The organism is Nocardia sp. NBC_01377 (assembly GCF_045040005.1).
GTDB classification, from domain to species: Bacteria; Actinomycetota; Actinomycetes; order Mycobacteriales; family Mycobacteriaceae; genus Nocardia; species Nocardia noduli.
The window spans coordinates 449,508-474,796 of sequence record NZ_CP109566.1 but is presented as its reverse complement, the minus strand read 5'-3'; the positions used below and the strand labels follow the sequence as shown (position 1 = coordinate 474,796).

At 67.1% G+C, this 25,289-nt stretch carries 20 protein-coding genes and 1 pseudogene; 8 read left to right on the top strand and 13 right to left on the bottom strand.

Translation table 11 applies throughout. From position 1 onward, the window contains the following. Nucleotides 1-237 precede the first annotated feature (237 nt). Nucleotides 238-1,128, top strand: a complete 891-nt coding sequence (bla, locus tag OG225_RS02085; protein ID WP_405183163.1) for a class A beta-lactamase — start codon at nucleotides 238-240, stop codon at nucleotides 1,126-1,128. An 8-nt stretch (nucleotides 1,129-1,136) separates the two neighbouring features. On the opposite strand, the gene OG225_RS02080 is transcribed toward bla, so the two are convergent. The 4 genes and pseudogenes from OG225_RS02080 to OG225_RS02065 all read right to left on the bottom strand — a co-directional run bounded on the left by OG225_RS02080 (nucleotide 1,137) and on the right by OG225_RS02065 (nucleotide 5,196). Continuing rightward, nucleotides 1,137-2,735: a GMC oxidoreductase gene (locus OG225_RS02080; RefSeq protein WP_405180167.1), complete on the bottom strand. Its 1,599-nt coding sequence runs from the start codon at nucleotides 2,733-2,735 to the stop codon at nucleotides 1,137-1,139. Nucleotides 2,736-2,795: 60 nt separating this feature from the next. Next, complete coding sequence (locus OG225_RS02075; RefSeq protein WP_405180166.1) at nucleotides 2,796-3,146, bottom strand: hypothetical protein; 351 nt, start codon at nucleotides 3,144-3,146, stop codon at nucleotides 2,796-2,798. A gap of 99 nt (nucleotides 3,147-3,245) precedes the next feature. Next, nucleotides 3,246-3,686 (bottom strand): hypothetical protein, encoded by a 441-nt coding sequence (locus tag OG225_RS02070; protein ID WP_405180165.1) that lies wholly within the window; start codon nucleotides 3,684-3,686, stop codon nucleotides 3,246-3,248. 123 nt (nucleotides 3,687-3,809) lie between these two features. Further along, nucleotides 3,810-5,196 (bottom strand): annotated as a pseudogene (locus OG225_RS02065) (FAD-dependent monooxygenase). A 224-nt stretch (nucleotides 5,197-5,420) separates the two neighbouring features. Here OG225_RS02065 and OG225_RS02060 point away from each other — a divergent pair. The 3 genes from OG225_RS02060 to OG225_RS02050 all read left to right on the top strand — a co-directional run bounded on the left by OG225_RS02060 (nucleotide 5,421) and on the right by OG225_RS02050 (nucleotide 8,413). Beyond that, nucleotides 5,421-6,293, top strand: a complete 873-nt coding sequence (locus OG225_RS02060) for an alpha/beta fold hydrolase (protein ID WP_405180164.1) — start codon at nucleotides 5,421-5,423, stop codon at nucleotides 6,291-6,293. Between the two features lie 141 nt (nucleotides 6,294-6,434). Further along, nucleotides 6,435-6,983 carry a hypothetical protein gene (locus OG225_RS02055; RefSeq protein ID WP_405180163.1) on the top strand — a complete coding sequence of 183 codons (549 nt, stop codon included), beginning with the start codon at nucleotides 6,435-6,437 and terminating at the stop codon, nucleotides 6,981-6,983. A 371-nt stretch (nucleotides 6,984-7,354) separates the two neighbouring features. Next, entirely contained in the window at nucleotides 7,355-8,413 is a 1,059-nt protein-coding gene (locus OG225_RS02050; RefSeq protein WP_405180162.1) for a M48 family metallopeptidase, read from the top strand. A 66-nt stretch (nucleotides 8,414-8,479) separates the two neighbouring features. On the opposite strand, the gene OG225_RS02045 is transcribed toward OG225_RS02050, so the two are convergent. Continuing rightward, nucleotides 8,480-8,743, bottom strand: coding sequence for a hypothetical protein (locus tag OG225_RS02045; RefSeq protein WP_405180161.1), 264 nt, complete (start codon nucleotides 8,741-8,743; stop codon nucleotides 8,480-8,482). Between the two features lie 115 nt (nucleotides 8,744-8,858). Between OG225_RS02045 and OG225_RS02040 the strand changes: the two genes are divergently transcribed. Next, nucleotides 8,859-10,844 carry a glycoside hydrolase family 15 protein gene (locus OG225_RS02040; protein WP_405180160.1) on the top strand — a complete coding sequence of 662 codons (1,986 nt, stop codon included), beginning with the start codon at nucleotides 8,859-8,861 and terminating at the stop codon, nucleotides 10,842-10,844. A gap of 6 nt (nucleotides 10,845-10,850) precedes the next feature. Here OG225_RS02040 and OG225_RS02035 read toward each other — a convergent pair whose 3' ends face one another. The 3 genes from OG225_RS02035 to lepA all read right to left on the bottom strand — a co-directional run bounded on the left by OG225_RS02035 (nucleotide 10,851) and on the right by lepA (nucleotide 17,122). Further along, nucleotides 10,851-12,674 carry a hypothetical protein gene (locus OG225_RS02035; RefSeq protein WP_405180159.1) on the bottom strand — a complete coding sequence of 608 codons (1,824 nt, stop codon included), beginning with the start codon at nucleotides 12,672-12,674 and terminating at the stop codon, nucleotides 10,851-10,853. Nucleotides 12,675-12,752: 78 nt separating this feature from the next. Then, nucleotides 12,753-14,930 (bottom strand): hypothetical protein, encoded by a 2,178-nt coding sequence (locus OG225_RS02030; protein WP_405180158.1) that lies wholly within the window; start codon nucleotides 14,928-14,930, stop codon nucleotides 12,753-12,755. Between the two features lie 335 nt (nucleotides 14,931-15,265). Continuing rightward, nucleotides 15,266-17,122 carry a translation elongation factor 4 gene (gene lepA, locus OG225_RS02025; protein ID WP_216913786.1) on the bottom strand — a complete coding sequence of 619 codons (1,857 nt, stop codon included), beginning with the start codon at nucleotides 17,120-17,122 and terminating at the stop codon, nucleotides 15,266-15,268. Between the two features lie 212 nt (nucleotides 17,123-17,334). Here lepA and OG225_RS02020 point away from each other — a divergent pair, with 212 nt between their 5' ends. Beyond that, on the top strand, nucleotides 17,335-17,886 hold the full coding sequence (locus OG225_RS02020) for a type II toxin-antitoxin system PemK/MazF family toxin (protein ID WP_216913779.1): 552 nt from the start codon (nucleotides 17,335-17,337) through the stop codon (nucleotides 17,884-17,886). 55 nt (nucleotides 17,887-17,941) lie between these two features. On the opposite strand, the gene OG225_RS02015 is transcribed toward OG225_RS02020, so the two are convergent. The 4 genes from OG225_RS02015 to OG225_RS02000 are packed head-to-tail and all read right to left on the bottom strand — an operon-like array spanning nucleotide 17,942 to nucleotide 22,203. Next, complete coding sequence (locus OG225_RS02015; protein WP_405180157.1) at nucleotides 17,942-18,730, bottom strand: aquaporin; 789 nt, start codon at nucleotides 18,728-18,730, stop codon at nucleotides 17,942-17,944. A gap of 46 nt (nucleotides 18,731-18,776) precedes the next feature. Next, nucleotides 18,777-19,619 (bottom strand): transglutaminase family protein, encoded by an 843-nt coding sequence (locus OG225_RS02010; protein WP_216913775.1) that lies wholly within the window; start codon nucleotides 19,617-19,619, stop codon nucleotides 18,777-18,779. Further along, on the bottom strand, nucleotides 19,616-20,590 hold the full coding sequence (locus tag OG225_RS02005) for an alpha-E domain-containing protein (protein WP_109523803.1): 975 nt from the start codon (nucleotides 20,588-20,590) through the stop codon (nucleotides 19,616-19,618). The genes OG225_RS02010 and OG225_RS02005 overlap by 4 nt, the downstream gene beginning before the upstream one ends. Then, on the bottom strand, nucleotides 20,590-22,203 hold the full coding sequence (locus tag OG225_RS02000) for a circularly permuted type 2 ATP-grasp protein (protein WP_405180156.1): 1,614 nt from the start codon (nucleotides 22,201-22,203) through the stop codon (nucleotides 20,590-20,592). The genes OG225_RS02005 and OG225_RS02000 overlap by 1 nt, the downstream gene beginning before the upstream one ends. A gap of 455 nt (nucleotides 22,204-22,658) precedes the next feature. Between OG225_RS02000 and rpsT the strand changes: the two genes are divergently transcribed. Together rpsT and OG225_RS01990 are read left to right on the top strand one after the other, a co-directional pair. Then, a complete protein-coding gene (gene rpsT / locus OG225_RS01995; RefSeq protein WP_109523805.1) occupies nucleotides 22,659-22,919 on the top strand; it encodes a 30S ribosomal protein S20 in 261 nt (86 codons plus the stop codon). Between the two features lie 171 nt (nucleotides 22,920-23,090). Then, nucleotides 23,091-23,336 (top strand): hypothetical protein, encoded by a 246-nt coding sequence (locus OG225_RS01990; protein WP_216913771.1) that lies wholly within the window; start codon nucleotides 23,091-23,093, stop codon nucleotides 23,334-23,336. A 205-nt stretch (nucleotides 23,337-23,541) separates the two neighbouring features. Here the strand turns inward: OG225_RS01990 and OG225_RS01985 are convergent, their stop codons facing one another. Beyond that, complete coding sequence (locus OG225_RS01985; RefSeq protein ID WP_405180155.1) at nucleotides 23,542-25,122, bottom strand: LCP family protein; 1,581 nt, start codon at nucleotides 25,120-25,122, stop codon at nucleotides 23,542-23,544. Between the last annotated feature and the right edge of the window lie 167 nt (nucleotides 25,123-25,289).

Sequence of the window (25,289 nt, the reverse complement as noted above, 5' to 3'; positions counted from 1 at the left end):
CCATTGAACCAAGGCGGCCGGGGTCGACCGGCTCGTCACGAGAGCGGCGACCGGCACGGCGGCCGATCCATCGGCACGGGCCTGCGACGATAGCGAGGCCGACTCGTCGGGACCGTTGTGCGATATTGGCCCTCGGCCGCGTCGCGATGGTGGGCTGCGGCGGTGACTCTCTCAGTATCGGCCCGCTTCCGGCCGCGCCGTCGGCGCCTCGTCGCCGTCGCACTCGCGGTATCGACGATGGTGACCGCCGCGTGCGGTTCCGACAGCGATTCGGCGACCACCGATTCGGCGACCACCGGCCTCGCCACCACCACGATCTCCGCCGCACCGTCCTCGGCATTCGCCGAGCTCGAATCGAAAGCCGTTGCGCGACTGGGTGTTTACGCGATCGACACCGGCGACGGCCGCGTCGTCGCCTATCGCGAGGGTGAGCGCTTCCCGATGGCGTCCACCTTCAAAGGTCTCGCGTGCGGCGCACTGCTACGCGACCACCCGCTGTCGTCGGGCTTCTTCGACCAGGTGATCCACTACGCCGCGAGCGAGATCGTCGACGCCTCGCCGGAGACCTCGAAACACGTCGACACCGGGATGACCGTCGCCGCGCTGTGCGAGGCGGCCATCACGCTGTCCGACAACGCCGCGGGCAATCAACTGCTGAAACTCCTGGGCGGACCGGAGGGTTTCACCGCGTTCCTACGATCCCTCGGCGACACGACTTCCCGGCTGGACCGTTGGGAGACGGAGTTGAACACCGCGATTCCCGGCGACGAACGCGACACCACCACCGCGGCCGCGCTCACCGCCGACTACCGCGCCCTGGTGGTGGGCGATGTCCTCGCCGCACCCGAGCGCGAGCGGTTGGCGTCGTGGCTGATCGCCAACACCACCGGGGGTAAACGCATTCGCGCGGGCCTTCCCGCCGAGTGGCGGGTCGGCGACAAAACCGGTTCTCCCGCTTACGGTTCCGCGCTCGACGTCGCCGTGACCTGGCCGCCCGGACGGGCGCCGCTCGTCATCACCGTGCTGACCACCAAATCGGAGCAGCAGGCCACGGCCGACAACGCGCTGGTCGCCGAGGCGACCCGGGTCACGTTGCGGGCCATGGGATTTCCGTCGAGCGAGCGGTGAACTGGCGCTCAGATCACCGAGCCGACGTCCTGGACCACGAGATTGTCCAGCGCCCGTTCGGCCACCGCGGCGATCGTCATGGACGGGTTGCACGCGGCGGTGTTACCCGGCATGAGCGCACCGTCGAGGACGTAGAGGCCGCGCTGACCGAGCACCCGACCGTCGAGATCGCAGACCGACCCCATGCTCGCGCCGCCGAGGGGGTGCCAGGTCGAGGGGAACAGCGCATTGGTATCGATCAGTGTGCTGCCGGGACCGGCGATCGTGTTGACAGTCGGCCCGATGTGATTGACCTGGATATCGCTGTCACCCTCGTAGGGCCAGCGCAGGACCGCGTCATCGATGGCGGCGTCGTAGACGAAATTGCCTCGTCCGGTGCTGACCCCGTAGCCGACGAGGATGGTGCTCTTGGGATCCACGCCCAGCGGCGGCAGCGACGCCTGGATGACGGTGTGCGCCGCATAGGGGTCGTCGTCCCAGAGTTTGCTGCCGTAGACCACCGGGCCACCCTGTGAGGTGCCGAAATCCTGGGCGAAACTGTTCCACGCGTAGATCCTGTCGGCGTTGGAACCCCAGTTCTGACCGAGCGCGTCCGGCAGGCCGGAGATCTTGCCTTTGGCCCCGGCGCGCATCAGCAGCCTGGTGGTGTTCATGGTGCCTGCCGCCATCACCAGCGTGCCTGCCGTGATGATCTTGTTCTCCAGCACCTTGCCGGTGGTGTCGAGCCGCTCCACGAGGACGGTCCAGCGGCCATCGGCCGCGCGCTCGACATCGGTGACCTGGTGCAGGGTCTCGACCTGCACCTTGCCCGTGGCCTCCGCGGCGGCGATGTAGGTGACATCGACGGTGTGCTTGCCGCCGTTGTTCACCCCCATCGCGCCGTCGCCGTTGGTGTAGGACGCCCGCATCTCACCGCGCAGTTCGGCCAGGGCGTAGTTCCAGTCGATGGGCATCGGAATCTTCTCCAGCGGCAGCCCGACCGCGCGCACCCGTTCGGCGAAAGCGCGCGCCGCCGCGTACTGCGGGCTCGCGATCAGTTCGTCGGGCGCGGTCGCCAGGCCGAGCATCTTCGACACCCGAGGGTAGTGGACGCGGTCCATCCGCTTCCAGTCCAGTTCCTGCGGGAAGTGGGTGTTGAACACGGCCTCGTTCGGTTGCAACGACATGCCCTGGTAGACCAGTGAACCGCCGCCGACGCCGGAGGCGCACAATGTCGTCATGTTCTCGCCCGGCACCGCTTCGATCAGTCCGGTGTAGGGCTCGAACAGCAACGGGGTACCGAACAGATTCGGGCTGGATTTGTACCACAGCAGCCGTTTGTCCAGGACGGAAGCGCGGGGGAAGGTGTCGGCGTTCGGACCGGTCGGCCACCGCAGACCGCGTTCGAGCACCAGTACCTGAACGCCCGCCTGGGCCAGTCGCAGCGCGGTCACGCCACCGCCGAAGCCCGATCCGATGACGACGACGCGGTGCTCCTCGCGCGTGAGCGGGACACTGTTGACCCGAGCCGCGATACCGTTCGTCGAACCGGAATTACCGGCGGCGGCGACCATGACGCCCGCCGCGACAGCTCCGGTCAACAGTGACCGGCGCGTGATTGAAGACATGGACACACTTTCGCGAAAGGGAGCGGGCGTCCGGAAAGACCGGAAAGCGCCAAACCGAAATCAGTTTCGGCGTCTGATACCGCACCGGACAGAAGGGTGCGGGTCGGTCTGCGCGGAATCGGGCGCATCCTGTTCGTCATCGCCGTCGTGCGCGACCCCGATGATTTCGTGGAGTCCTCGGCAACCCATCCGCCCGCGATAACACGCGGCAAAATCATTGCTGGCCAAGGAGATTCCTTCCACACTGACGAAATCCGAGGTCATTACCGGACAGTAATGTCCGGTGGTTTGGTTAGTCTGCGGGAAGATAACGATTGCGTCAAGAGGCAAACCTGCCGGTTCGCACACCGGCGCGACGCTCGTCGGTATCGGCGAACCCCGATACCAGGCGGAATGCTTGCGCAGCAACATCTTCGCACCCGCGCACACTTCGGGCGAGACAGCGACAAGCTCCCTGAATCGACGCCGGGGTGAGATATTCCGCCGTGGATCGGCGCACTGCGCGAGGACTCAGCGCACCTGCGGGCAGAACTGGGTGCGGAGGAAAGTATTCAACTCCGTCGCGTTCTCCACGGTCACACCCGCCGCGATCTCGCGCGTCAGAATCGTTTCCCAGGTCTGCGCCCCCGTGGTGACGGCCCGGCAATCCATCAGTTTCGTGTACGCCAGGGCCTCGATCGCCTGGCGCGAGAGGGCGGTACCGCCCGCCGCGGCGTAATCGGTCCGGATCGCGGCCATGTACAGCAGTTGGGTGACCGTCTCGTTGACGCCCGCAGCGGCCAGTTCGGCGGAAATCGCCTGGGACGAGGGCAGTGCCACAGTGCTCGACGAACCGGCGGCGGGCCTGGACTGCGAGCCCGCGTCCGCGTCACCACAGGCCGATGTCGCGAATCCGGCCAGGAAGACGGCCGCACAACAGATGGTCGCGGCGCGTGACCGAATTATCGGCACCACACGTCCCCTCTCGCGGTGCGTTCCGCCGACAGGTTCGACGTCACGATAGAACGCACCCTAAACGCTGCGCGGAATCCTCGCGGTCGAATCGGGAGGGATTGCGAGTACCCCGGGAAGAATTCAGCGAAACGTCGTCTTCAGATAACTCGTCACGTCATCCAGGTCGGGGGTTCGGTTCACGTATCCGAGGTAGCCGTCCGGCCGGACCACGTACACGGCACTGTTCACTGCGGCGTAGACCCGAGCGAAATCCGTTCCGCTGTCCCGGATCACCGGCAATTGCATCGTCTCGACCGCCGCACCGGGCGCCGCGACGAGATAGCTGTCGAGCCGTCCGTGCGCGGCCACACACGCGGCGGCGGCCAACCGCTCCATCGCACCGAGACCGTCGAGATCGACCTCCTCGCCCGCGTAGAGCAGCAGCGTGTGCTCGGGACCGGCGAGCAACGAGAACAGATCGACGGCGAAAGCCGCGACCGCGCAGGTCAATCCGGCGGCGTCGACACCGGCGACCGCCGCCGCGAGTTTCCACGCCAGACCGTGCGCGTCCTGGATTCCGGTGTTCATCCCCTGCGCACCGGTGGGCGGATGGATGTGGGCCGCGTCGCCCGCGACGAAAACCCTGCCACGACCGTAGGTGTCGACCATCCGATGACTGATGCGGAACACCGAGGACCAGCGCAGGTTCGCGGCCGTGACCGGCTCAGGCGACAACCGGTCCAGCACCGCTTGGATATGGCGCAGTTCCGGTTTCTTCCCGCCCTCGAATCCGTGCTCGATCCGGCCCGCAGTCGGCGCGAGGGCGAGCTCGTCGGGAACCAGCATCGACACCCGGTACCTGCCGCGCCCGGGCAGCGGTATGCACACCAGCAGATCGTCGGCGCCGCCGTCGACCCGACGCGTCGACCGGATGCCGTATCCGCGCGGCTGCGACCAGTCCAGTTCCACGTCGCCGAGGCATGTACTGCTCGGCGAATGCCGCTCCCTCGAAGGACAATCCGAGTGTCTTACGGACGACACTGTGCGCGCCGTCGCAGCCGACCAGCTACCGGGCGCGCACGGCGCGCTCACCGTCGGCGTCGGCGAACACCGCCGTGACTCCGTCGCCGTCCTGTTCGAATGTGGTGAGCCGAGTGCCGCGTTCGACGGCGACACCCGCCGTCGCCAGTCGATCGCACAGAATCCGCTCGGTCAGATACTGGGGGAGCCCGACGAACCGGTACGGAATCCCCGGCGGCAGTGTCAGTTCCAGACGCGCCACCTCCGCGCCGTCGACGTAGACGATCTGTCGTCGCATCTGCTCGGCGGCGTCGAGCACCTCGCGCAGCACGCCGAGTCCTTCGAACACCTCGAGGGTGCGCGGCTGGATACCCACCGCCTTCGCGTACAGCGGCGGCTCCGACAACGCGTCGATCACCCGGCAGCGCACGCCGCGCCGGGCCAGTCCGACGGCCGCGGTCAGTCCGACCGGACCGGCGCCGACGACGATCACCTCTGTGTCGACCATGCGAAACCGCCTCGACTCGAGCATTCCCTGGGTGGAGCGGTGAGTTTACTCGGCGATATGCCGAAAGTTAGCTGAACATCCGCCGCGGCGCGGCGGCCTCCGCGCCGTGACAGGGCGCGACTCCTACCGGGGGTGGAGAACGAACCCTCTCGCGGCACGATGTCGGCGGCCCCTCGCGTCGATACGCTCGGTCACGTGCGGTCGCCGATCGGAAACACGGCGACGTGACCTGGACGAAGGCGGGCGAGGTGGGCAGGATCGACACGGGGCAGGTATTCGGACACGGCGTCATCGCGAACCTGCTGCAAGCCGGTGACCCGGACGCGGCGGAGGCGGTGGTCTTCCTGCACGGCTCACCGGGCAGTGCCGCGGATTGGACCGAATTCGTCGCGCACACCGGGGATTTCGCCCGAGCCGTGGCCTTCGACATGCCCGGATTCGGCGGCGCGCGCACCTTTCCCGGATTCGACCATCGCGTCGAAGGCGACTACCTGACCTACCTCGAGAAGGTCACCGACGGTCTCGGGATCATCCGGGCACACCTGGTCACCCACGATTTCGGGGTGCCGTGGGGATTGGCGTGGGCCGCGGCCCATCCCGACCGACTCGCCTCGCTGACACTGATGAACGCGGGCGCGATGCCGGACTACCGGTGGCACATGTACGCGCGCGTCTGGCAGACCCCGGTTCTGGGCGAACTCGTCCAGAAGGTCAGCAACCGTGCGGGTATGCGCCTGCTGCTGCGCCGCGCGAACCCCCGGCTGCCCATCGAGTTCATCGACCGGATGTACGACAACTACGACGCGCACACCCGCGCGACCGTGCTCGCCCTCTACCGGGCCGCGCGCGATCCCGCGGCCATGCTCACGCGATCCCTGGCCACGCTGCCCACCGCCGTCCCGACACTGGTGCTGTGGGGCGGCGCCGATCCGTGGCTACCCGCCCGCCACGCCCACCTCCAGTCCCAGATCTGGCCGAACAGCCGGATCGAGGTCATGCCGGGTCTCGGACACTGGCCCTTCGCCGACGATCCGGCCGCCGTCGCCGACCTGCTCCTGCCCTTCCTGCGCGAGGCTCACGGCGCCTCCGCGCCGTGAGGCCGAGGCGGGCGCCGTCCACCGCGGTCGAACCCGCGTCCGCCCCGGCCGCCGGATCGGTGCGAATCCTCGCCAAAACTACTGTGCGCGTTGAGTATCGGCGGTACCGTTGACCGAGGATCTCGGGAGAGCGGTGAGGGTGTGCCGACCTACTTCCACCTCAACAGGGGCAGACCCCTCACGCGGGGAGCCGTGCTCGGACTCGGCGACCATCCGGCGACGCGGTCGGCCTTCCCCACGGGTGTCTCCCCGCACGGCAGGCGCTACCTCACCGGGCACTTCCGCGTCGACGTCGTCGACCGGACCGGAATCACCCACGTGGTGGCCGACCGCGACACCGGCCTGGAACTGCTGTGGGACTGGGTTCGCCTGAACCGGTATCCGAACGCGCCGTCCCGGTTCCAATCGATCTTCGCCTTCGAAACCCGCGAAGACGTCACCGAATTCGTCACCCGGTACGGCGGATACGACGCCGGGTTGTGGCTGGTCGAAACCGACGTCGAAGGTTTCCGCGCCGACATGTCGCTGATGCGGGCGGGTCCGATGCAGAACTGCCTGCGATGGGCCGACCTGTACTGGTCGCAGCAGCCGCGTCCGCGGTCCGGGCGCGAAGCCGAATTCTTCGGGCGCACACTGTGGGAAGTGTTGCTGACACCACCGGTCACCGTGCTGACCAGGGTGGAACTCTGAGGGCCGCAGCCCCTCAGAGGCCGAGCGCCCGGGCCAGATGCGGCCAGGAATCGTGGAAATCGGTCTCGAACTGTCCCCAGGTGTGCGCGCCCTCGGGTCGGTCGACATGCACGGCGGCCACGCCGACATCGGCGAGTCTGCCCGCGAACGCGGCCGATCGCGGGATCGTCGGCGAGCCAATCGGTGTAGAGACTGTAGGCGCCACCGATCGGCATCACCAAGCCTGTAACCCCTCACATTTTCGAGATACCGCGCGGCGGGACCGGTGAACAAACACTCCGGCGGGGTCCTTCGACGGGTGGAGGTCGTCGGCCTCGCCAGGCAGACTGGGAGCCGACGAGAAACCAGGGACAGAGGGGGAATTCGATCCCATGATCACCAGCCCGGACCGGATCAGGACGCGCATGCCTGGAATCAGCACTCGGGCGTGGGAGCACCCCGCCGACCGGACCGCGTTGGTGACGCTGCGCTCGCTCACCGGTTTCGACTCGGTCCTGCGCACGCTGTCGGGGCTGTTGCGGGAACGTCAGCACCGATTGATGTATCTCGCCACCGCCGTCCGGGTCGACGAGCGGCAGTTCCGGTCACTGCACCAGTTGCGCGAGGACTGCGTCGGCGTTCTCGACGCGCGCACCACACCGGAGATGTTCGTCTTGCAGAGTCCCGAGGTGAACGCCTTCACCATCGGGATGGACGCGCCGTTCATCGTGCTCACCACCGGGCTGATCGACCTGATGGACACCGAGGAACTGCGTTTCGTGATCGGCCACGAACTCGGGCACGCGCTGTCGGGGCACGCGGTGTACCGGACCATGCTGATGCATCTGCTGCGGATCTCGGCCTCGATCGGCTGGATGCCGTTGGGCGGCTGGGCCTTACGCGCGATCGTCGCGGCGCTGATGGAATGGAGCCGCAAATCGGAACTGTCCGGTGACCGGGCAGGCCTGCTGTGCGGGCAGGACGTCGAAGCCTCCGTGCGGGTGCACATGAAGACGGCGGGCGGCACCTGGGTCGAGGAGATGAACCACGGGGCCTTCCTGGCCCAAGCCGACGATTACGACCGCTCCGGCGACCTGCGCGACGGAGTGCTCAAACTGCTGAACCTGGAGTTGCAGTCGCATCCGTTCTCGGTGCTGCGCGCCGCCGAACTGCGCCGCTGGATCCAGTCCGGTGAATACGACCGCATCGTCGGCAGCGACTATCCGCGCCGCGACCAGGACAGGAACGTCAGGATCAGCGACGAGGTCAAGGCCGCCGCCCGCGCCTACAAACAGAATTTCGACCAGTCCGAGGACGCGCTGGTGCGGACGGTGCGCAACCTCGGCCGCGATGTCGGCTCGGTGGTCGACAGCGTCGGTCAGGAAGTCGGCGACACGGTGACCAAGATCGGGAAACGTCTCAACGACTGGCGCGGCGGCATCAACGAGTGAGCAACCAGGCCAGGACGACCAGCACGAGCAGGCCGACCAGCGCCAACTGAACGCGCGAGCGCGGCATCAACGGGCCCCGCTCGGCGCGTGATCACGGATCTCGACGGCGGCGGGGGCCAGCATGGCCCGTTCGGCGGCGGCGATGGCCTGCGCCTCGACCCGGTCGCGGCCGATCAGACGCGAGACCGTGCGCAAGGCGCGGTCCAGCGCGAAAGCGATGGCGAAGCTGATCGGGACGATGCCGACCAGAACCACCAGGAACTGCGGCAGGAACGGCAACCCCGCGATCCAGAGCTCGAAGCCGTCCCACCAACCTGCGATGCGATGCACTCCACCAGCCTAGTCGGCGAACCTGAGGATCAGGACACGCGACCGGATCGGGCCCGCTACGGCGGAGTTCGGCGCGCGCGGTGGACGGCGAGCCCCCGGCGACTCAAGATGGGGTATGGCGTCAACCGATGATCTGACAATCGATGAGCCCGACGACCTGCCCGTGCCGAGTGTGCTGACCGGGGCCCACCACGGCGCCTTCCCTCCGATCGACGACTACGCGTTCCTGTCCGATTGCGAGACGACCTGTCTGATCGCGAGCAACGGGGCGGTCGAGTGGATGTGTGTGCCCCGCCCGGACTCCCCCAGCGTCTTCGGCGCGATCCTCGATCGCAGCGCGGGACATTTCCGGGTCGGCCCGTACGGCACCAATGTCCCCGCCGCCAGGCGTTACCTGCCCGGCGGGATGATCATGGAGACCACGTGGCAGACGGCGACCGGCTGGCTGATCGTGCGCGACGCGCTGGTGCTGGGCACCTGGCACAACAACGACCAGCGCAGCAAGACCCACCGTCGCACCCCGATGGACTGGGACGCCGAACACATGCTGCTGCGCACCGTCAAATGCGTCAACGGCACGGTGGAACTGGAGATGAGCTGCGAACCCGCCTTCGACTACCACCGCGCGCCCACGCGCTGGGAGTACACCGGCAAGGTCTACGAGGAAGCCACCGCGGTCAGGGGCGATGATCCCAGCGCCGGTCCGGCGCTGGTGCTCACCACCGACCTGCGTCTGGGCGTCGAGGGCTGCGAAGCCCGCGCGCGCACCCGCATGAAGGAGGGCGATCAGGTCTTCGTGGCGCTGACCTGGTCGGAACTGCCCGCGCCGAAAACCTTCGCGGACGCGGCCGAGAAGATGTGGGCGACCACCGAATGCTGGCGGCAGTGGATCACCCTCGGTAATTTCCCCGACCACCCGTGGCGCAACTACCTGCAACGCAGCGCGCTGACCCTCAAGGGCCTGACCTACCGGCCGACCGGCGCGCTGATGGCGGCGGCGACCACGTCGCTACCGGAAACCCCGGGTGGTCAACGCAACTGGGACTACCGCTACACCTGGGTGCGCGATTCCAGTTTCGCGCTGTGGGGTCTGTACACCCTCGGTCTCGATCGTGAGGCCGACGACTTCTTCGCCTTCCTCAACGACGCGACCACCGGCGACAACGGCGACGCGGTACCCCTCCAGGTGCTCTACGGCATCGGCGGCGAACGCGATCTCATCGAGATCGAACTGCCCCATATGCGCGGCTACGACGGCGCGCGCCCGGTCCGGATCGGCAACGGCGCCTACAACCAGAACCAGCACGACATCTGGGGCACCATGCTCGACGCGGTGTACCTGCACGTGAAATCCCGAGGTCAGGTGCCGGAGAACCTGTGGCCGCTACTGGAACGCCAAGTGCACGCGACCATCTCGCGATGGCGCGAACCCGATCGCGGCATCTGGGAGGTGCGCGGCGAACCGCAGCATTTCACCTCGTCGAAGGTGATGTGCTGGGTCGCACTGGATCGCGGCGCGAAACTGGCGGAGATGCACGGCCAGATCGAGCGCGCCACCGAGTGGTACGGGATCGCCGAGGAGATCAAGGAGGACATCCTCGCCAATGGCGTCAACTCCGAGGGCGTCTTCACCCAGGTCTACGGCGGCGACACCCTCGACGCCTCGCTGCTGCTGGTGGTACTGCTGCGATTCCTCCCGCCCGACGATCACCGGGTACGCGCCACCGTCCTGTCCATCGCGGACCGGCTCACCGAACGCGGACTCGTCCTGCGCTATCGCACCGAGACCACCGACGACGGGCTGACCGGATCCGAGGGCACCTTCACCATCTGCTCGTTCTGGCTGGTGTCGGCGCTGGTGGAGATCGGCGAGGTGCGAAGGGCACGGCATCTGTGCGAGCGGCTGCTCGGCTTCGCCAGCCCGCTGCGGCTCTACGCCGAGGAGATCGATTCGCGCAGTGGACGTCACCTCGGCAATTTCCCGCAGGCGTTCACCCATCTCGCGCTGATCAATGCCGTCACCCACGTCATCAGGGCCGAGGAGTCGCACCCCGCGGGCAATTTCCAGCCCGCCCACACACCGGCGAACCACCCGCGCTGACGCGGCTCACACGCCGATCAGCCGGTCGGCGCGATCCCGGACGCCGCGCAATTCGCCCATCTTGCCGTCGAGTTCGGCGATGCGGTCCTCGCGGCGGTCGCCGTATCTGCCCGACGCCTCCTCCGCCGCGCGCAGGGCATCGTCGGCGGTGCGCATGGTCTCAGTCGCGATATCGGTGAAATGGTCGCGCAGCGAACGTTGCATGGCGCGCAGACGATTACGCGATTCCTTGCTCACCTGGAAGATCACGTCGTCCATCAGCCGCGCGACCGCGACCTTGGCCTCGGCCCGGCGACGCTGGATGCGGTTCTTGCGGTCGTCCCACAGCGCGTTCACGCCGAGCAGCACACCCGCGCCCGCCGAATACCAGTTCACCAGCGACATACCGAGCAGGCTGGTGGCGAGACCGACCATCAGGATGCCGCCGTAGGAGCCGCGCAGACCGGACAGGAACTGCTGCGTCACGCCGGCCTTCGCGCTCTCGAGCGGTTCGAGCGGGGCGACCGAGCCGAGCACCTCCCCCGGATTCTCCAGGCGCAGATCGGCTAGTGCCGGAGTCCTGTTGTCGGCCGGGAACTTCGAGGCGACCTGCTCGCACAGTTCCACCGAGCGGTAGTGCGCCATCACGAAATTCTCTTCGACCGCCTCGCAGATCCGCGCGTCGAGATCGGTGGCGAATTCCTTCCAGCCACGGGCCGGATCGGTCTGCACGATCTCGGCTTCGGCGTCGCGCACCAGGCTTCGTAGCCGGTGGCGTAGATCGTGTTCGATATCGGCCATCAGCTCGGTACTGCCGTCGACCAGGGTGACCTGCCAGTTGGCGGTCCGCTGACGCAGCTGTTCGGCCTGATCGCGGGCCGCGCCGAGTTGTTCGGTGATCTGCGCCTTGCGACGCGGATCACGCAGCGCCTCGGCCTCGCTGTGCAGCGTCATGGCCAGGTGGTCGCTCACCAGCCGGATATCGCGGACGGCCGATTCCAACGCGACCGTATCGGCGCGCGCCACCACGTAGTCGCGCAGGTGATCGATCAGCTGCGGCATCCCCGATTCGATATCGCGCTGGTAGTTCCCGGCCCCTTGGTAGTTGCCGGACGAGGTCGCCTGCCGGTGCAGCAGCGCGGAGACCGGCGCGACCGCGAAACTCAGGCCCGCCCCGTCGAGCAGTTCCCGGTCGCGCTGCTGGATATGGGCCCAGTGCGGGTACATGTCGATCTTGTTCAACACGCAGATGACGGTCGGGCACAGCTGCCGCACCCGTTCCAGATACCCGAGTTGTTCGGCGCCGAGTTCGCGGCCCGCGTCGACCACGTACAGCACCGCGTCCGCGGCGGCGATCATCGACCAGGTGATGTGCTCGTCGACGGGGGCGCCGGGTGCGTCCATCACCACGACGCCGTCGGCCAGCAGCGGGCTCGGCTCGGTGAATTCGGCCCGGATCACGCCATCGGCGCGCAACGCGGGCTCGGGGTCGAGCGGATCGACCGGCACCCGTTCGGTGCGCCCGCCGCCGATCGATCGCACCAGCGTCGCGGTCGATCTCGATCCGTATTCGGCGATCACCGGCACGCTCAGCGCGCTGTCGGTGGCGCTGACCTGCGCCCCGACCAAGCCGTTGACCAGGGTGCTCATCCCGTTCTTCGGTTCGCCGACGACCACGAGGCGCACCCGTGGATCACCGACGCGCGCTCTGACCATGGCCAGGCGGGCGGTGAGATCGTCGCGACCCGCCGCCCGTGTCATCTCCCGCAGTTCGTCCAGGATCCGGATGAGTGGCGCCATCGCGTCCGGGTGTTTCACCGTCGCGGACTCCAGCCCGGCTGCGGCAGACAAGCCTCCTCCTAACCCTGGTCGACGATCTCGGTGAGACGGCACCTGTTGGCGTGTCCCGACGTTCGCACCGCTGTCCCGCTAGAACAACAGGTGGTGGTCCAACGTGCCGTGGACCGCGTCCGTATCGCCGTACAGTCCGGCTTCCGGTAGCAGACCGGTCGACAGGCCACTTGCGGCGAAAACCGCCGAGTGGTCCGCTTCCGGCACGAACTGTGTGGCAGTGTATCCGTGCGAAGAATCCAGCTGATCACTGACGGGCCGTCCGTTGGGAGCGACGGGCAGTGGTTTGACCGGGGTGGCCGGAGCCGGGGTCGGCAGATCGGGCGTCGGGATCTGCACCGTCGGCACATCGACGCTCGGCACATCGATATCCGCCGTCGGCAGCGGTGCCTGCGTCGGAATATTGTGCGGACTCGACGGCTGCGTCTGGGTCGGGAGCGACACGCTCGGCACCTCGGCACTCGGCACCTCGGCCGAGGGACGGGTGTGGGTCGGCGCGCTCGGCTGGGTGGTGCCCGCGCCGCCGGTGACCGTCCCCGCACCGCTACCGCCGGTGCCCGGCGTCGTCACATCGTCGTCCGGGGTGCTCGGCTGCGTCGTCGGACGGGTGGGCTGGGTGGTGACCGTCACGCTCGGCGCGGTGGTGTGGCCGTCGTGGTCGGAATCCGGCTTCGGCCGTCCACCGAGGCCCGGCGGGGTGGTGATCGTCGATCCGGGCAGCGTGACGGTGTCCGGATCCGTGGTCGTGCGGTCGGGCAGCGTCGGGCTCGGCACGGTCTGGGTGATCGTCGTCGGAACCTTGGCCACCGGCGACGGTGGCGAGTAGGTGGAATCGGCGCCTTTATCGGTCGGCGTGTGCACCACGGGGGTGGTCGGCACCGGCCGCACCGCCTGCTCGAACAGCACGGGAACCGAGGCGGCGGGCGCGGTCAGCGGCGACGGCCCCGTCGGCGCGGCGATCACGTTCGCGATCGGCGAATTGGCGGCATCGGGCTGAATGGTGGTCTGCAACGGGGTCGCGACCACCGGGGCGGCGACTGCGGCGGGCGCGGCGACGGCGGGCGGCGCGGGCGCGGGCGCGGGGGCCGACATCGCGACCGGCGCGGGGGCGACCGGAGCCGGGGCGGGCGCGACGGCCGCGGCGGGGGCCGCCGGGGCGGACAGCGGCGCCGGACCGGTCGAACCGGCGAGTCCGTTGGTGCTGCCGCCGATTCCGTGCTGATCCTGCCCGGTACGACTCGTGCCGGGCGTCGACTTGCTGTCGAGCCAATCGGACAGATTGTCGATCTGCTCACCGACATTGGTGCCCGCGGCGGTCTTGATCGACAGTTCGGCCGAGGCCTCGACCTTCATCTCGGTGGTCAGATACGCGCCGTTGGGTCCGATACCGAAATCGATCTCGAGTTCGGTGTACAGCGACATCCCCGCGTCGACACCCACGTAGACGCCGAAATCGCCGATGCCGTCGAACAGTTCGGCCGCGTCGACGGCGTCGACCGGTGTGGTGCTCGCCCACGGATTGAACGACGAATGGCCGAAACCGTACGGATTCGCGTTGCCGTCGACCGTATCGGTCAGTTCACCGACCCGATCCGGCGCGGACGCGTGATGCCTGGCGAAGTCGAACAGATCCGAACCGGGGTTCAGGAATCCGCCGGTGTCGGGCAGGCCGAATCCCAGGCCGGGCCCGGCCGAGCCGCCCACTCCGCCGCCGTCGCCCTGGCCCGCCATCCAGTCCGGCACCGTCGCTTCGGAGCCGTCGGACGACCAGGACCGCTGGTCGCTGTCGTACCCACTGGCATCGGCGTCGAGGAAGCTCGGCGCGCCGGGGAAGTTGTCGGTCCCGTACCCGACGACCGTGTCCTCTTCCGGCGACCCGAACAGCGCCGCCTGCCTGTCACCACTCGCCGCACCGGGCGACGGTGCGGCGAGGACGGTTTCGTCGTGGGAGACGATCGATGGTCGATGCGGGGCGACCGGCACCGAATTCGGTTCCGGGTCCGGGAAGGTCACCACCGGACTCGGCAGATCCGGTTCGGGGTCGTGGTTTCCGGACCAGCCGGTGCTCCAACTGTCCAGACGCTGGCCACCGGGTGTTTCGGAGGTACCGCCACTGGAGGCGATCAGCGCGCCGCCCGTGACGTAGGCGCCTGCTCGCGCCACCCGGGCGGCGCCGGTCGCGACGCGATACGCGGTATCTCCGGACGGGTCGGCAGCCTCGGCTTCGTCGCCGTCGAAGGGCAGGTCACGCGTCATGCAAGCTCCACATCTCGGTTCCAGCATCCTCACCGTGCCGGACCGACCGAGTGAAGATCACCATACGATATTTCCGGAATTCCCAGCTGTCACATTCTCGGGCAAACCTTGCCACGGCGGAAAGACGAACGGTAGCCCCATTTCCGTGGGTGTCACCATCCGGCCACCCCTGCGAATAATGGCTCTCACCAGCCACGATGAGACGCTCGGTCGGGGCCGCGCCGCCAGGGATCTTGCCCGGTGAGGCTGAGAGAATTCTGATGGTCGCCCGAGAACCGGCTGAAGATCGACATGTTCGAAGGTCGTTCCAGCCGGTCTCGCGACGCGGAGACGTGCTACTTCTTGTCTTTCGGCTTATCCGAATCGGAGGACAGCGCGGCGACGAACGCCTCCTGCGGAACCTCGACGCGACCGATGGTCTTCATCCGCTTCTTGCCCTCCTTCTGCTTCTCCAGCAGCTTGCGCTTACGGCTGATATCGCCGCCGTAGCACTTGGCGAGCACGTCCTTGCGAATGGCGCGGATATTCTCGCGGGCGATGATTTTCGAACCGATGGCCGCCTGGATCGGAACCTCGAACTGCTGGCGCGGGATGAGTTCGCGCAGTTTGGTGGTCATCTTGTGGCCGTAGGCCTGCGCGGCGTCGCGGTGCACGATCGCGCTGAACGCGTCGACGGCCTCGCCCTGCAACAGGATGTCGACCTTGACCAGCTGCGATTCCTGTTCACCCGACTCCTCGTAATCGAGGGAAGCGTAGCCGCGGGTACGCGATTTGAGCAGGTCGAAGAAGTCGAAGATGATCTCCGCCATCGGCATCGTGTAGCGCATCTCGACGCGGGTCTCGGACAGGTAGTCCATACCGCCGAGTTCGCCGCGCCTGCCCTGACACAACTCCATGATCGAACCGATGAACTCGCTCGGCGAGATGACGGTGCATTTCACCACCGGCTCGAAGACCTTGCGGATCTTGCCCTCCGGCCAGTACGACGGATTGGTGACGACATGTTCGGCGCCGTCCTCCATCTCCACCCGGTAGACCACGTTGGGCGCGGTGGAGATCAGGTCGAGGTCGAATTCGCGTTGCAACCGCTCGCGGGTGATCTCCATGTGCAGCAGTCCGAGGAAGCCACAGCGGAAACCGAAGCCGAGCGCCACCGACGTTTCCGGGGCGTAGGTCAGCGCGGCATCGTTGAGCTGCAACTTCTCCAGCGCGTCGCGCAGATCCGGATAATCCGAACCGTCGACGGGGTAGAGCCCGGAGTAGACCATCGGCCGCGGTTCGCGGTACCCGGTGAGCGCTTCGGTCGCACCGCCGCGCGCGGCTGTCACGGTGTCACCGACCTTCGACTGGCGCACATCCTTCACGCCGGTGATCAGGTAGCCGACCTCGCCGACACCCAGACCCTGGGTCGGCTTCGGCTCCGGCGACACGATGCCGATCTCGAGCAGCTCGTGGGTCGCGCCGGTGGACATCATCTTGATCTTCTCGCGCGGGGTGAGCTTGCCGTCCACCACGCGGACGTAGGTGACGACGCCGCGGTAGGTGTCGTAGACGGAGTCGAAGATCATCGCGCGGGCCGGTGCGTCGGCGTCGCCGACCGGCGCGGGCACCTGCGTGATCACATGATCCAGCAGAGCAGACACGCCGACACCGGTCTTGCCGGAGACCCGGAGGACCTCATCGGGCTCACAGCCGACCAACCGCGCCAGCTCGGCCGCGTAGCGGTCCGGGTCGGCGGCAGGCAGGTCGATCTTGTTCAGCACCGGGATGATCGTCAGTTCCTTCTCCATGGCCAGATACAGATTGGCCAGGGTCTGCGCCTCGATCCCCTGCGCGGCGTCCACCAGCAACACCGCGCCCTCGCATGCCTCCAGCGCGCGCGACACCTCGTAGGTGAAGTCGACGTGCCCGGGGGTGTCGATCAGGTGCAGCACGTAGTCGGTGCCGTCCACCTGCCACGGCAGCCGCACGTTCTGCGCCTTGATGGTGATACCGCGTTCCCGCTCGATATCCATCCGGTCCAGGTACTGGGCGCGCATCGCCCGCTCCTCGACCACACCGGTGAGTTGCAGCATCCGGTCGGCCAACGTCGACTTGCCGTGATCGATATGCGCGATGATGCAGAAGTTCCGGATCCGCGACGGATCGGTGAACGTGGTGTCGGCGAAGCTGGCGGGCACTCCACTCCTCATGGGTATCGGCAAACTGCCGTCTATCGTCCCATGAGCACCCCGTCGCGCCCGTCGGCGGTATCGCCGTCGCGCAGGTCACCCTCGTCGTGGAATGCGCCGCGAGCCCGAGGCTTCGGCCCTCGGCCGGGCCGGAGTCCGTCCCGAATCCCGATCCCCACCAGGCGAATCACGTCTCGGATGAGAAGTCGTGACTACGCCGTTATCCTCCTTGGATGGCCCGTACCTGGAACACGATCGGCAAGCAGCTCGGCATCATCGCCAAGGAGCAGGGGCCGAAGATCGTCAAGCAGCAGGGACCCAAGCTCGTCGACAAGCTGGTCGGTAGCCTGACCTCCCGCCGCGGCCCGGCCGTCAAGGTGCGGCCCGCCGCGTCACGGCCCGTCCCCACCCGCGAACGGGCCAGGCAGATCGTCTACTGCCCGCAGATCGACGGCCGCGCGGATCCCGGTGAGATCGTCTGGACCTGGGTCCCCTACGAGGAGGATCCGAACAACGGCAAGGACCGCCCGGTCCTGGTCGTCGGACGTGATCGGCGGACCCTGCTCGGCCTCATGCTGTCCTCGAAGGAGGATCGCGCCCACGACCCGAACTGGGTCGGCATCGGCAGCGGTAGCTGGGATCACGAGGGCAGGCCGAGCTGGGTGCGCCTGGACCGGGTGCTCGACGTGCCGGAGGCGGGCATCCGCCGCGAAGGCGCGATCCTGGCGCGCAAGACCTTCGACGTCGTCGCGCACCGCCTGGTCGCCGAGTACCACTGGAGCTGACACCGAAGACGACAGGAGGCCACCCGCGCACGGATGGCCTCCTTGGACTTTCGGTTCAGCTGACGATGTCGCGGGTGCGGCCGAACAGCAGGCCGTAGACGAGCGCGCCGAGGACGCCGCCGATCAGCGGGAAGATGATGAAGGCCCAGACCTGACCGGGCGCTCCCTCCTGGTAGAAGGCGACGCCGAGGCTGCGCGCTGGATTGACCGAGGTGCCGTCCACCGGAATCGAGATCAGGTGGATGACCCCGAGCGTGAAACCGATCGACAGACCGGCCAGCGGGACGTCGGAGATCTGATCGGTCGAGGCGAGCACCACGAAGACCAGCAGCGCGGTCAACATCACCTCGACGATGATCATCGAGGCCATGCCGTACCCGTTCTGCACGACCACCTCGCCGAGCGGTCCGCGTTGGGCCGACGGGCTGTGCGCGCCCCAGCCGTTGGCTCCGAGCCCGTCGACCTTGCGGTTGTAGGACGGCAGATTCTTGGCGAGGGCGAACAGCACCAGACCGGACAGGAACGCGCCGACCAACTGTGCCACCACGTAGCCCGCCGCCGTGACGACCGAGATCCGCCCGAGCAGCAGCTGGCCCAGCGTCACCGCCGGATTGACGTGGCAGCCCGAGATCGGGCCGATCGCGTACACCAGGAACAGCAGTGTGAGACCGAAGGCGAGGGCGACGCCGAGCGCGCCGACCCGATCACCGGCGAGCACCGCCGTGCCGACGCCGCCCATCACCAGAACGAAGGTGCCGAGCGCCTCGGCGCCCCATTTCCTGGCATCGGCGATGGGGCCGTCTTCCGCGATTTCCTCGACGAATTCCTGAGCCGTAGGAGACATACCCAGAGGCTATTGGTTTCCCGTGCGAACACGGGCGCACAACACGCTAGGCCAGACGGGTGATTTCGACGAGGACTTCGAGGTCGGTGGACCCCCCACCGGAGAACACTCCTTTGAGCGGTGTGACGTCCGCGTAGTCGCGCCCGACACCCACCGACACGTGCTGTTCGTTGATGCCGATGTTGTTGGTCGGGTCGTAACCCCACCAGGCACCCGTCCACGCCTCGATCCAGGCGTGCGACTGCCCCGCCACCGTCTCGCCGATCTCGGCGGCCGGATTCGGATGGACATAGCCGGAGACATAGCGACTCGGAATTCCCATGCTGCGCAACAGCACCAGGGTCAGATGCGCGTAGTCCTGGCAGACGCCCTTGTGCTCGGCGAAGGCCTGGACCGCCGAGGTGTGGACCGAGGTGGTTCCGGAGATGTACTCCATGTTCTCGTGCACCCATTCGGCCGCGCGGATCACGGCCTTCGCGGGTGGCACGCCCTTGGCGAGTTGCCTGGCGACGCCGTCGAGTTTGCGATCACGCGGCACATATTCGGTGGGCGAGAGCATTTCGTCGAAACGGTCGACGAGTTGTTCGTCGTGTATTTCCTCCCAGGACAGTTCCTCGGCGGGCCCGGCGAACGGCTCGGTTTCCACGACCGAGGAACCGGTGACCTCCAATTCGATATGCGGGGCGTGCAGATCGAACGCCGTCACCGCGGTGCCCCAGTAATCGGTGTAGCGGTAGGAACGGGTCGACGGCACCGTCTCGACCCGATTCAGGATGACGTTCTGTCTGCTGTCCGCGCGCGGGGTGAGCCTGGCCTCGTTGAAAGACCGGGTGACCGGGGCGTCGTACACATATCCGGTGGTATGAACCACACGCATCCGCCAACTCATAGCTCGCCTTCCACCTGCACTCGGCTGTCCTGGCTGCTGCGCAGGTCGGTCCACGCGACCCACGGGGCCGCGTGGAAATACTGCAACGCGATCGCCTCGCTCACCTCGCGGCAGGTCTTCTGCAACGACAGCAGGCGATTCTGCAGATCTTCCAACAGAACTCCCGGCGGCAGGAACTCGAGTTCGCTGCGGGCCCGGCCGAGGAGTCGTTGCGCCTCGTGCCGAGCGCCCACCCGACTGCTCGGACGCTGATCCAATTCGGCGAGGCAATTCTCGGCGACCCGCACCGAATGGAAGACCGAGCGCGGGAAAAGCCGGTCGAGCAGGATGAATTCGGCGACCAGATTCGCGTCCAGCGCACCGCGGTGGGTGCGCAGATACGTGTCGTGCGCGCCCGCCGAACGCAGCACGGTCACCCAGGCGGGCGAGGAGGTCCGGTCACCCGCGCGCGAGAGCAGCAGGCGCACGGTCATATCCACGCGTTCGATGGAACGGCCGAGCAGCAGGAAGCGGTAGCCGTCGTCGCGGCTCAGCGTCGAATCGGAGAGTCCGGCGAACATGGCCGCGCGGTCCTTGATGTAGTGGAAGAACTCGTGCGGGCCGAGACTGCGCGCGGCCTTCTCGGTGACCGCGAGGCCGATATAGGTCGCGTTCAGGCATTCCCACATCTCGCTCGAGGTGACCTCGCGCGCGCCCCTGGCGTTCTCGCGGGCGTTGGCGATCGAGTCGATGATCGAACCGCCGTGCTCGTGGCTGAAGGCGACCAGATCGGTGACCGACCACACATCGAGGACACCCTCGGGCGGTTCGATGCCGAGCACCCGCAACAGCACCCGGGAGGTGCGGTCGGGATCGACGGTGGCGTCCTCGAGCAGTTGGTGCACCGCGACGTCGAGGATGCGGGCGGTGTCGTCGGCGCGCTCGACGTAGCGGCCGATCCAGTACAGGGATTCGGCGTTACGAGCCAGCATCAGCGCACCTCGTCGTTCGTCTCGTGCCGCTGTCCGCGCGACTGCCGCTGGGTCTGTGTCTGCGTCTGGCTCTGTGTCTGCGTGGCCGACAGCCGGTCGGCCTGCTGTTGCTGCTGCTGTTGCTGATTGGCCTGGTGCGCGGTGAGGTCACGGCCGAGTTCGAACGCGTCGGACTGCGGCGGATCGCTCACCAACTCCTCACCCGCGAGTTCCCGTTCCTCGGGCGAGGTGCGCCCGGTCAGTACCCAGGTGTCCTTGCTGCCGCCGCCCTGGCTGGAATTGACCACCAGCGAACCTTCCGGCAGCGCGACCCGGGTCAGGCCGCCTGGCAGCACCCAGATGTCCTCACCGTCGTTCACCGCGAACGGGCGCAGATCCACGTGGCGGGGTACCAGCTCGTTGCCGATCTTCGTCGGCACCGTCGACAACTGCACCACCGGCTGCGCGATCCAGCCGCGCGGATCGGCCCGCACCTTGCGGCGGACCGCGTCCAGTTCCCGCTGGGTCGCGTCGGGGCCGATGACGATGCCGTATCCGCCGGAACCCTCGACCGGTTTGACCACCAATTCCTCGACGCGATCGAGCACTTCGGCGCGTTCGTCGTCAAGCCAGCACCGGTAGGTGTCGACATTCGGCAGTACCGGCTTCTCGTTGAGGTAGTACTGGATGATCGTCGGAACGTAGGCGTAGATGAGTTTGTCGTCGCCGACGCCGTTGCCGACCGCGCTGGAGATCACCACATTGCCCGCGCGGGCCGCGTTGAGCACGCCCGCGACGCCGAGTACCGAATCCGGCCGGAAATGCATCGGATCGAGATAGATGTCATCGATGCGGCGGTAGATCACGTCGACCTGACGTTCGCCCTCGGTGGTGCGCATGTAGACGAAATTGTCCCGGCAGAACAGGTCGCGGCCCTCGACCAACTCCACACCCATCTGCCTGGCCAGCAGCGAGTGTTCGAAGTAGGCGGCGTTGTAGACGCCGGGGGTCAGCACGACCACGGTCGGATCGGCCTCGTTCGGCGCCGCCGACGCCCGCAGCGCCCGCAGCAGGTAGGCGGGGTAGTCGCCGACCGCGCGCACCCGGTGCGAGAAGAACAGGTCGGGGAACACCCTCGCCATGGTGCGACGGTTCTCCATGACGTAGGAGACACCCGACGGCGAGCGCAGATTGTCCTCGAGGACACGGAAGTCACCGCGTTCGTCGCGGATCAGGTCGATACCGGCCACGTGGATGCGCACCCCGTTGGGCGGCACGAGCCCGGCGGCTTCCCGGTGGAAGTGCTGGCACGAGGTGACGAGCCGTTTGGGGATCACGCCGTCACGCAGGATGTTCTGCTCGCCGTAGACGTCGGCGAGGAACAGTTCCAGTGCCACGACGCGCTGCTTGATGCCGCGCTCGAGCTTGTTCCATTCGGCCGCCGCGATCACCCTCGGCACCAGATCGAGCGGGAACGGGCGTTCCTGCCCGGACAACGAGAAAGTGATGCCCTGATCGATGAACGCACGGTCCAACGCGTCCGAACGGCGCTCCAGATCGCCGACGTCGAGCGGCGCGAGAGCTTGGAAAATGCCGCGGTAGGGCTGGCGCACGCGTCCGGAACCATCGAACATCTCATCGAAAGCACCTGCGAAACGCCCCGGTTTATAGCCTTCGAACAGGCCTGACGTCTGGGGTCTACCGTTTCCGTTCACACTCCCATTGGACCCGTTCGGGTTCGGTGGGGCGGATCGGACCGAACGTGTTGGGGAAGCGGGAGTCATGCAAAAATCGTGCAACACCCAGCTGCAATGCTGTGTGTGACACAGGTAAATTTCTTGCATCACCTGTGCGGCGCACACTGAAAGTCCGGTTAACAGACCTGTTGGTCAGTAGCGGCGGGCATATCGCCGACACCGCCGCGACCTGGTCGGCGGACCGCCGATTTCTTCTGCCGGTCCCCGTGCTGGTACCCTCGATCTTCGGCGTTGCGTTACTCGATTACTCCGGGTGTGTCGCACGCGAAAGCTTAGTCGGAAACAATTCTGCCCAGCACACCACTCAGCGACAGGAACACGAGGAAACAGGCGTGGCCAACATCAAGTCCCAGATGAAGCGGATCCGTACCAACGAGGAGGCGCGCAAGCGCAACCAGTCGGTCAAGTCCGCGCTGCGCACCGCGATCCGTAGCTTCCGCGAAGCCGCCGATTCCGGCGACAAGGAAGCTGCCGCCGCGCGCCTGCAGTTCGCCAGCCGCAAGCTGGACAAGGCCGCCTCCAAGGGCGTCATCCACGCCAACCAGGCCGCTAACAAGAAGTCGGCCCTCGCGCTGGCCCTCAACAAGATCTGAACACCCCGGTATCGCTCGATACCGATCGCAGTGGCGTAGCCGCCGTGGCCTCGATGACCACGGCGGTTTTTGTCGTGCCTCGCACCATCTACCGGGACATATGCGCCCTACCTCGGACGAGTTCACCCGGTAGTAGCCAGGATGTCGGTGCGGACCGCTACGATTCCGCGCATGGTAACCGTGTACGCGAATCAGACTGTGGTCAGAGCCGAGGATCTGCCGGATGTCATCCGGGCGGCCGAGGTGTTGGGGTTCGGGCTGAAAATCGAGAATGTCTTGGTCCCGGACGAGGACGGCGGCTACTCGCTGGAGTGGATCGTCACCCGGGACGAGGATGTGCCCGCGTACGAAGAGTGGGAAGGCCGCTACGAGGACGTGGAAGACGACGAGGAGTTAGTGCTCACCGCCGCCGAATGAACCACGCCTACGGTGCCGGGTCGGGGTCCGATCCGACCCAGCGCCACCCGGGAATCCGGATCGGCCACGCGGTAGACGGATGATCCGCTGATCGAGTCCTGTACGGCATCGAGACCGAGGGCCCCGCAATCGGGTGGGCCGCGCGATGTGCGGCACGACGAATTTCTGTCGGAGGCCGTGAAGATCGCTGGCGCACGCCGAGTACTCAGTTCACACAGGGCACGCTGTCGCCGCTGATCGTCGCGACGGGTTTACCGGCATTCGGTGTCGGAAGGGCGGATTCGGTGCTCGGTGTGGGCGTTGTGGCGACCGACGTGGTGGTCAGCTCCGCGGGCAGGGTGAAATCCCCGCCGATGACGACTTCGAGTCGATCCGGCGACACGGCCGAGGACTCGGCGACCGCGAGCCCGCCGAGGGTATCGGCGAGTTGCCGCGCCTCCGCCTCGGCCGCGGCGCCGGAGTAGTAGACGGTGGTCGCCGAACCCGCCCCAGCACCCGCGTTGCCGATGGTGCCCGGTGGATAGCCGCGCGTCTCGAGCGCGGCGGACACCGTGGCCGCCATACCGTTCGAACCGCCCGCGTTGACGACGTCGACGACGCGGGTAGGTCGGACCGGCGGGGTCGTCGGCTCCGGTTCGCCGAAAGCGGCACGCACCTCGCGGCGGATGGCGGCCGCGTCGATGATGTTCACATCCTGGCCGTCGACCACGTCGTAGCCCAGCACCGGCAGGGTGCGGAATTCGACGGCGGGGCTCCGGGCCGAACCCACCGTCCGGAGGAAATCGCTGACATTCCAGCCGTCGGAGAGCACGACATTGCGATGCGCGACGTCCATCAGCGACGAGAATTTGCTCACGTCGGTGAAGGTGCCGGATTTGCGCAAGTCGAGGGCCACCGAGGTGAGGAAGGCCTGCTGTCGGTGGGTGCGATCCAGATCGCCGTTCTCCAAGCCGTGCCGCTGCCGGACGAAGGCCAACGACTGCGCGGGATCGAGGCGATGGCGACCCGCGGGAAAGTCCGCCCCGGAATACGCGGCGTCGCGCACCGGCCGGTTCAGGCAGACCTCGACGCCGTCCAGCGCCTTCGCCAGGTCGTAGAACCCGGACAGGGTCACTTCGGCGAACCGGTCGATCGGCACCCCGGTCAGATTGCGGACCGCCTGGATGACCGAGGCGCGACCCGCCTCTCGCCCGGCGCGCTCGAGTTTCACCCGGTCGGTTTCACCCGCCGCGGACAACTGCTCCTGAACCACGGCCTTCTTCAGACCGTATGTCTCCTTGATCTTCGCGTGCGTATAGCCGGGAATTCCGGTCACGGCGACGTAGTCGTCGCGGGGGATGGATACCGCGGTGGTCTTCGACATGTCCGCCGGAATATGTACCAGGATCAGGGTATTGGCGTTGTAGCCGCCCTGGTCGCCGTCACCCGCGTGAAGTTGATCGAGGATCTCCTTCGGCAGATCCCTGCCGCTCTGGTCCTTCCTGCTGTCGAGCCCGATGAGCAGAATATTCATATCGCCGTCGAGCGAGCGTGGCGTGTCCTCGCCGAGCGCGTCCGACCGCAGGAACCCGTCGTCGAAACTGCTCTCGGTCGCCCATCCCACCGCCGTCCCCGCCAACACGACCGCCGACAACGTCCCCGCCACGAACCTGACGGTCGTCGTGGCGATCCGACGCGCGGACCATCGCCGCGACGACCTCGGTTCACGCACACGACGCACTCGACCGTGCCGCACGGCACGGTCGGAGGTATCGATTCCCGAAATCGGAGTGGTCGGCTCATCCATGGTCGTTTTCCAGTCTGGCACAACACATGTTGCCGATCATTTGCCATGTAGCGCCCCGTTACGCCGCTAGCGATCACGACGCACGTGCGCGCGGCCGCCGACGATTACCCGAGGGCGGGTCTTTCGGGGATGTCCTCGCGGCGTAGCGATTCGCGGCGATCTCGGGA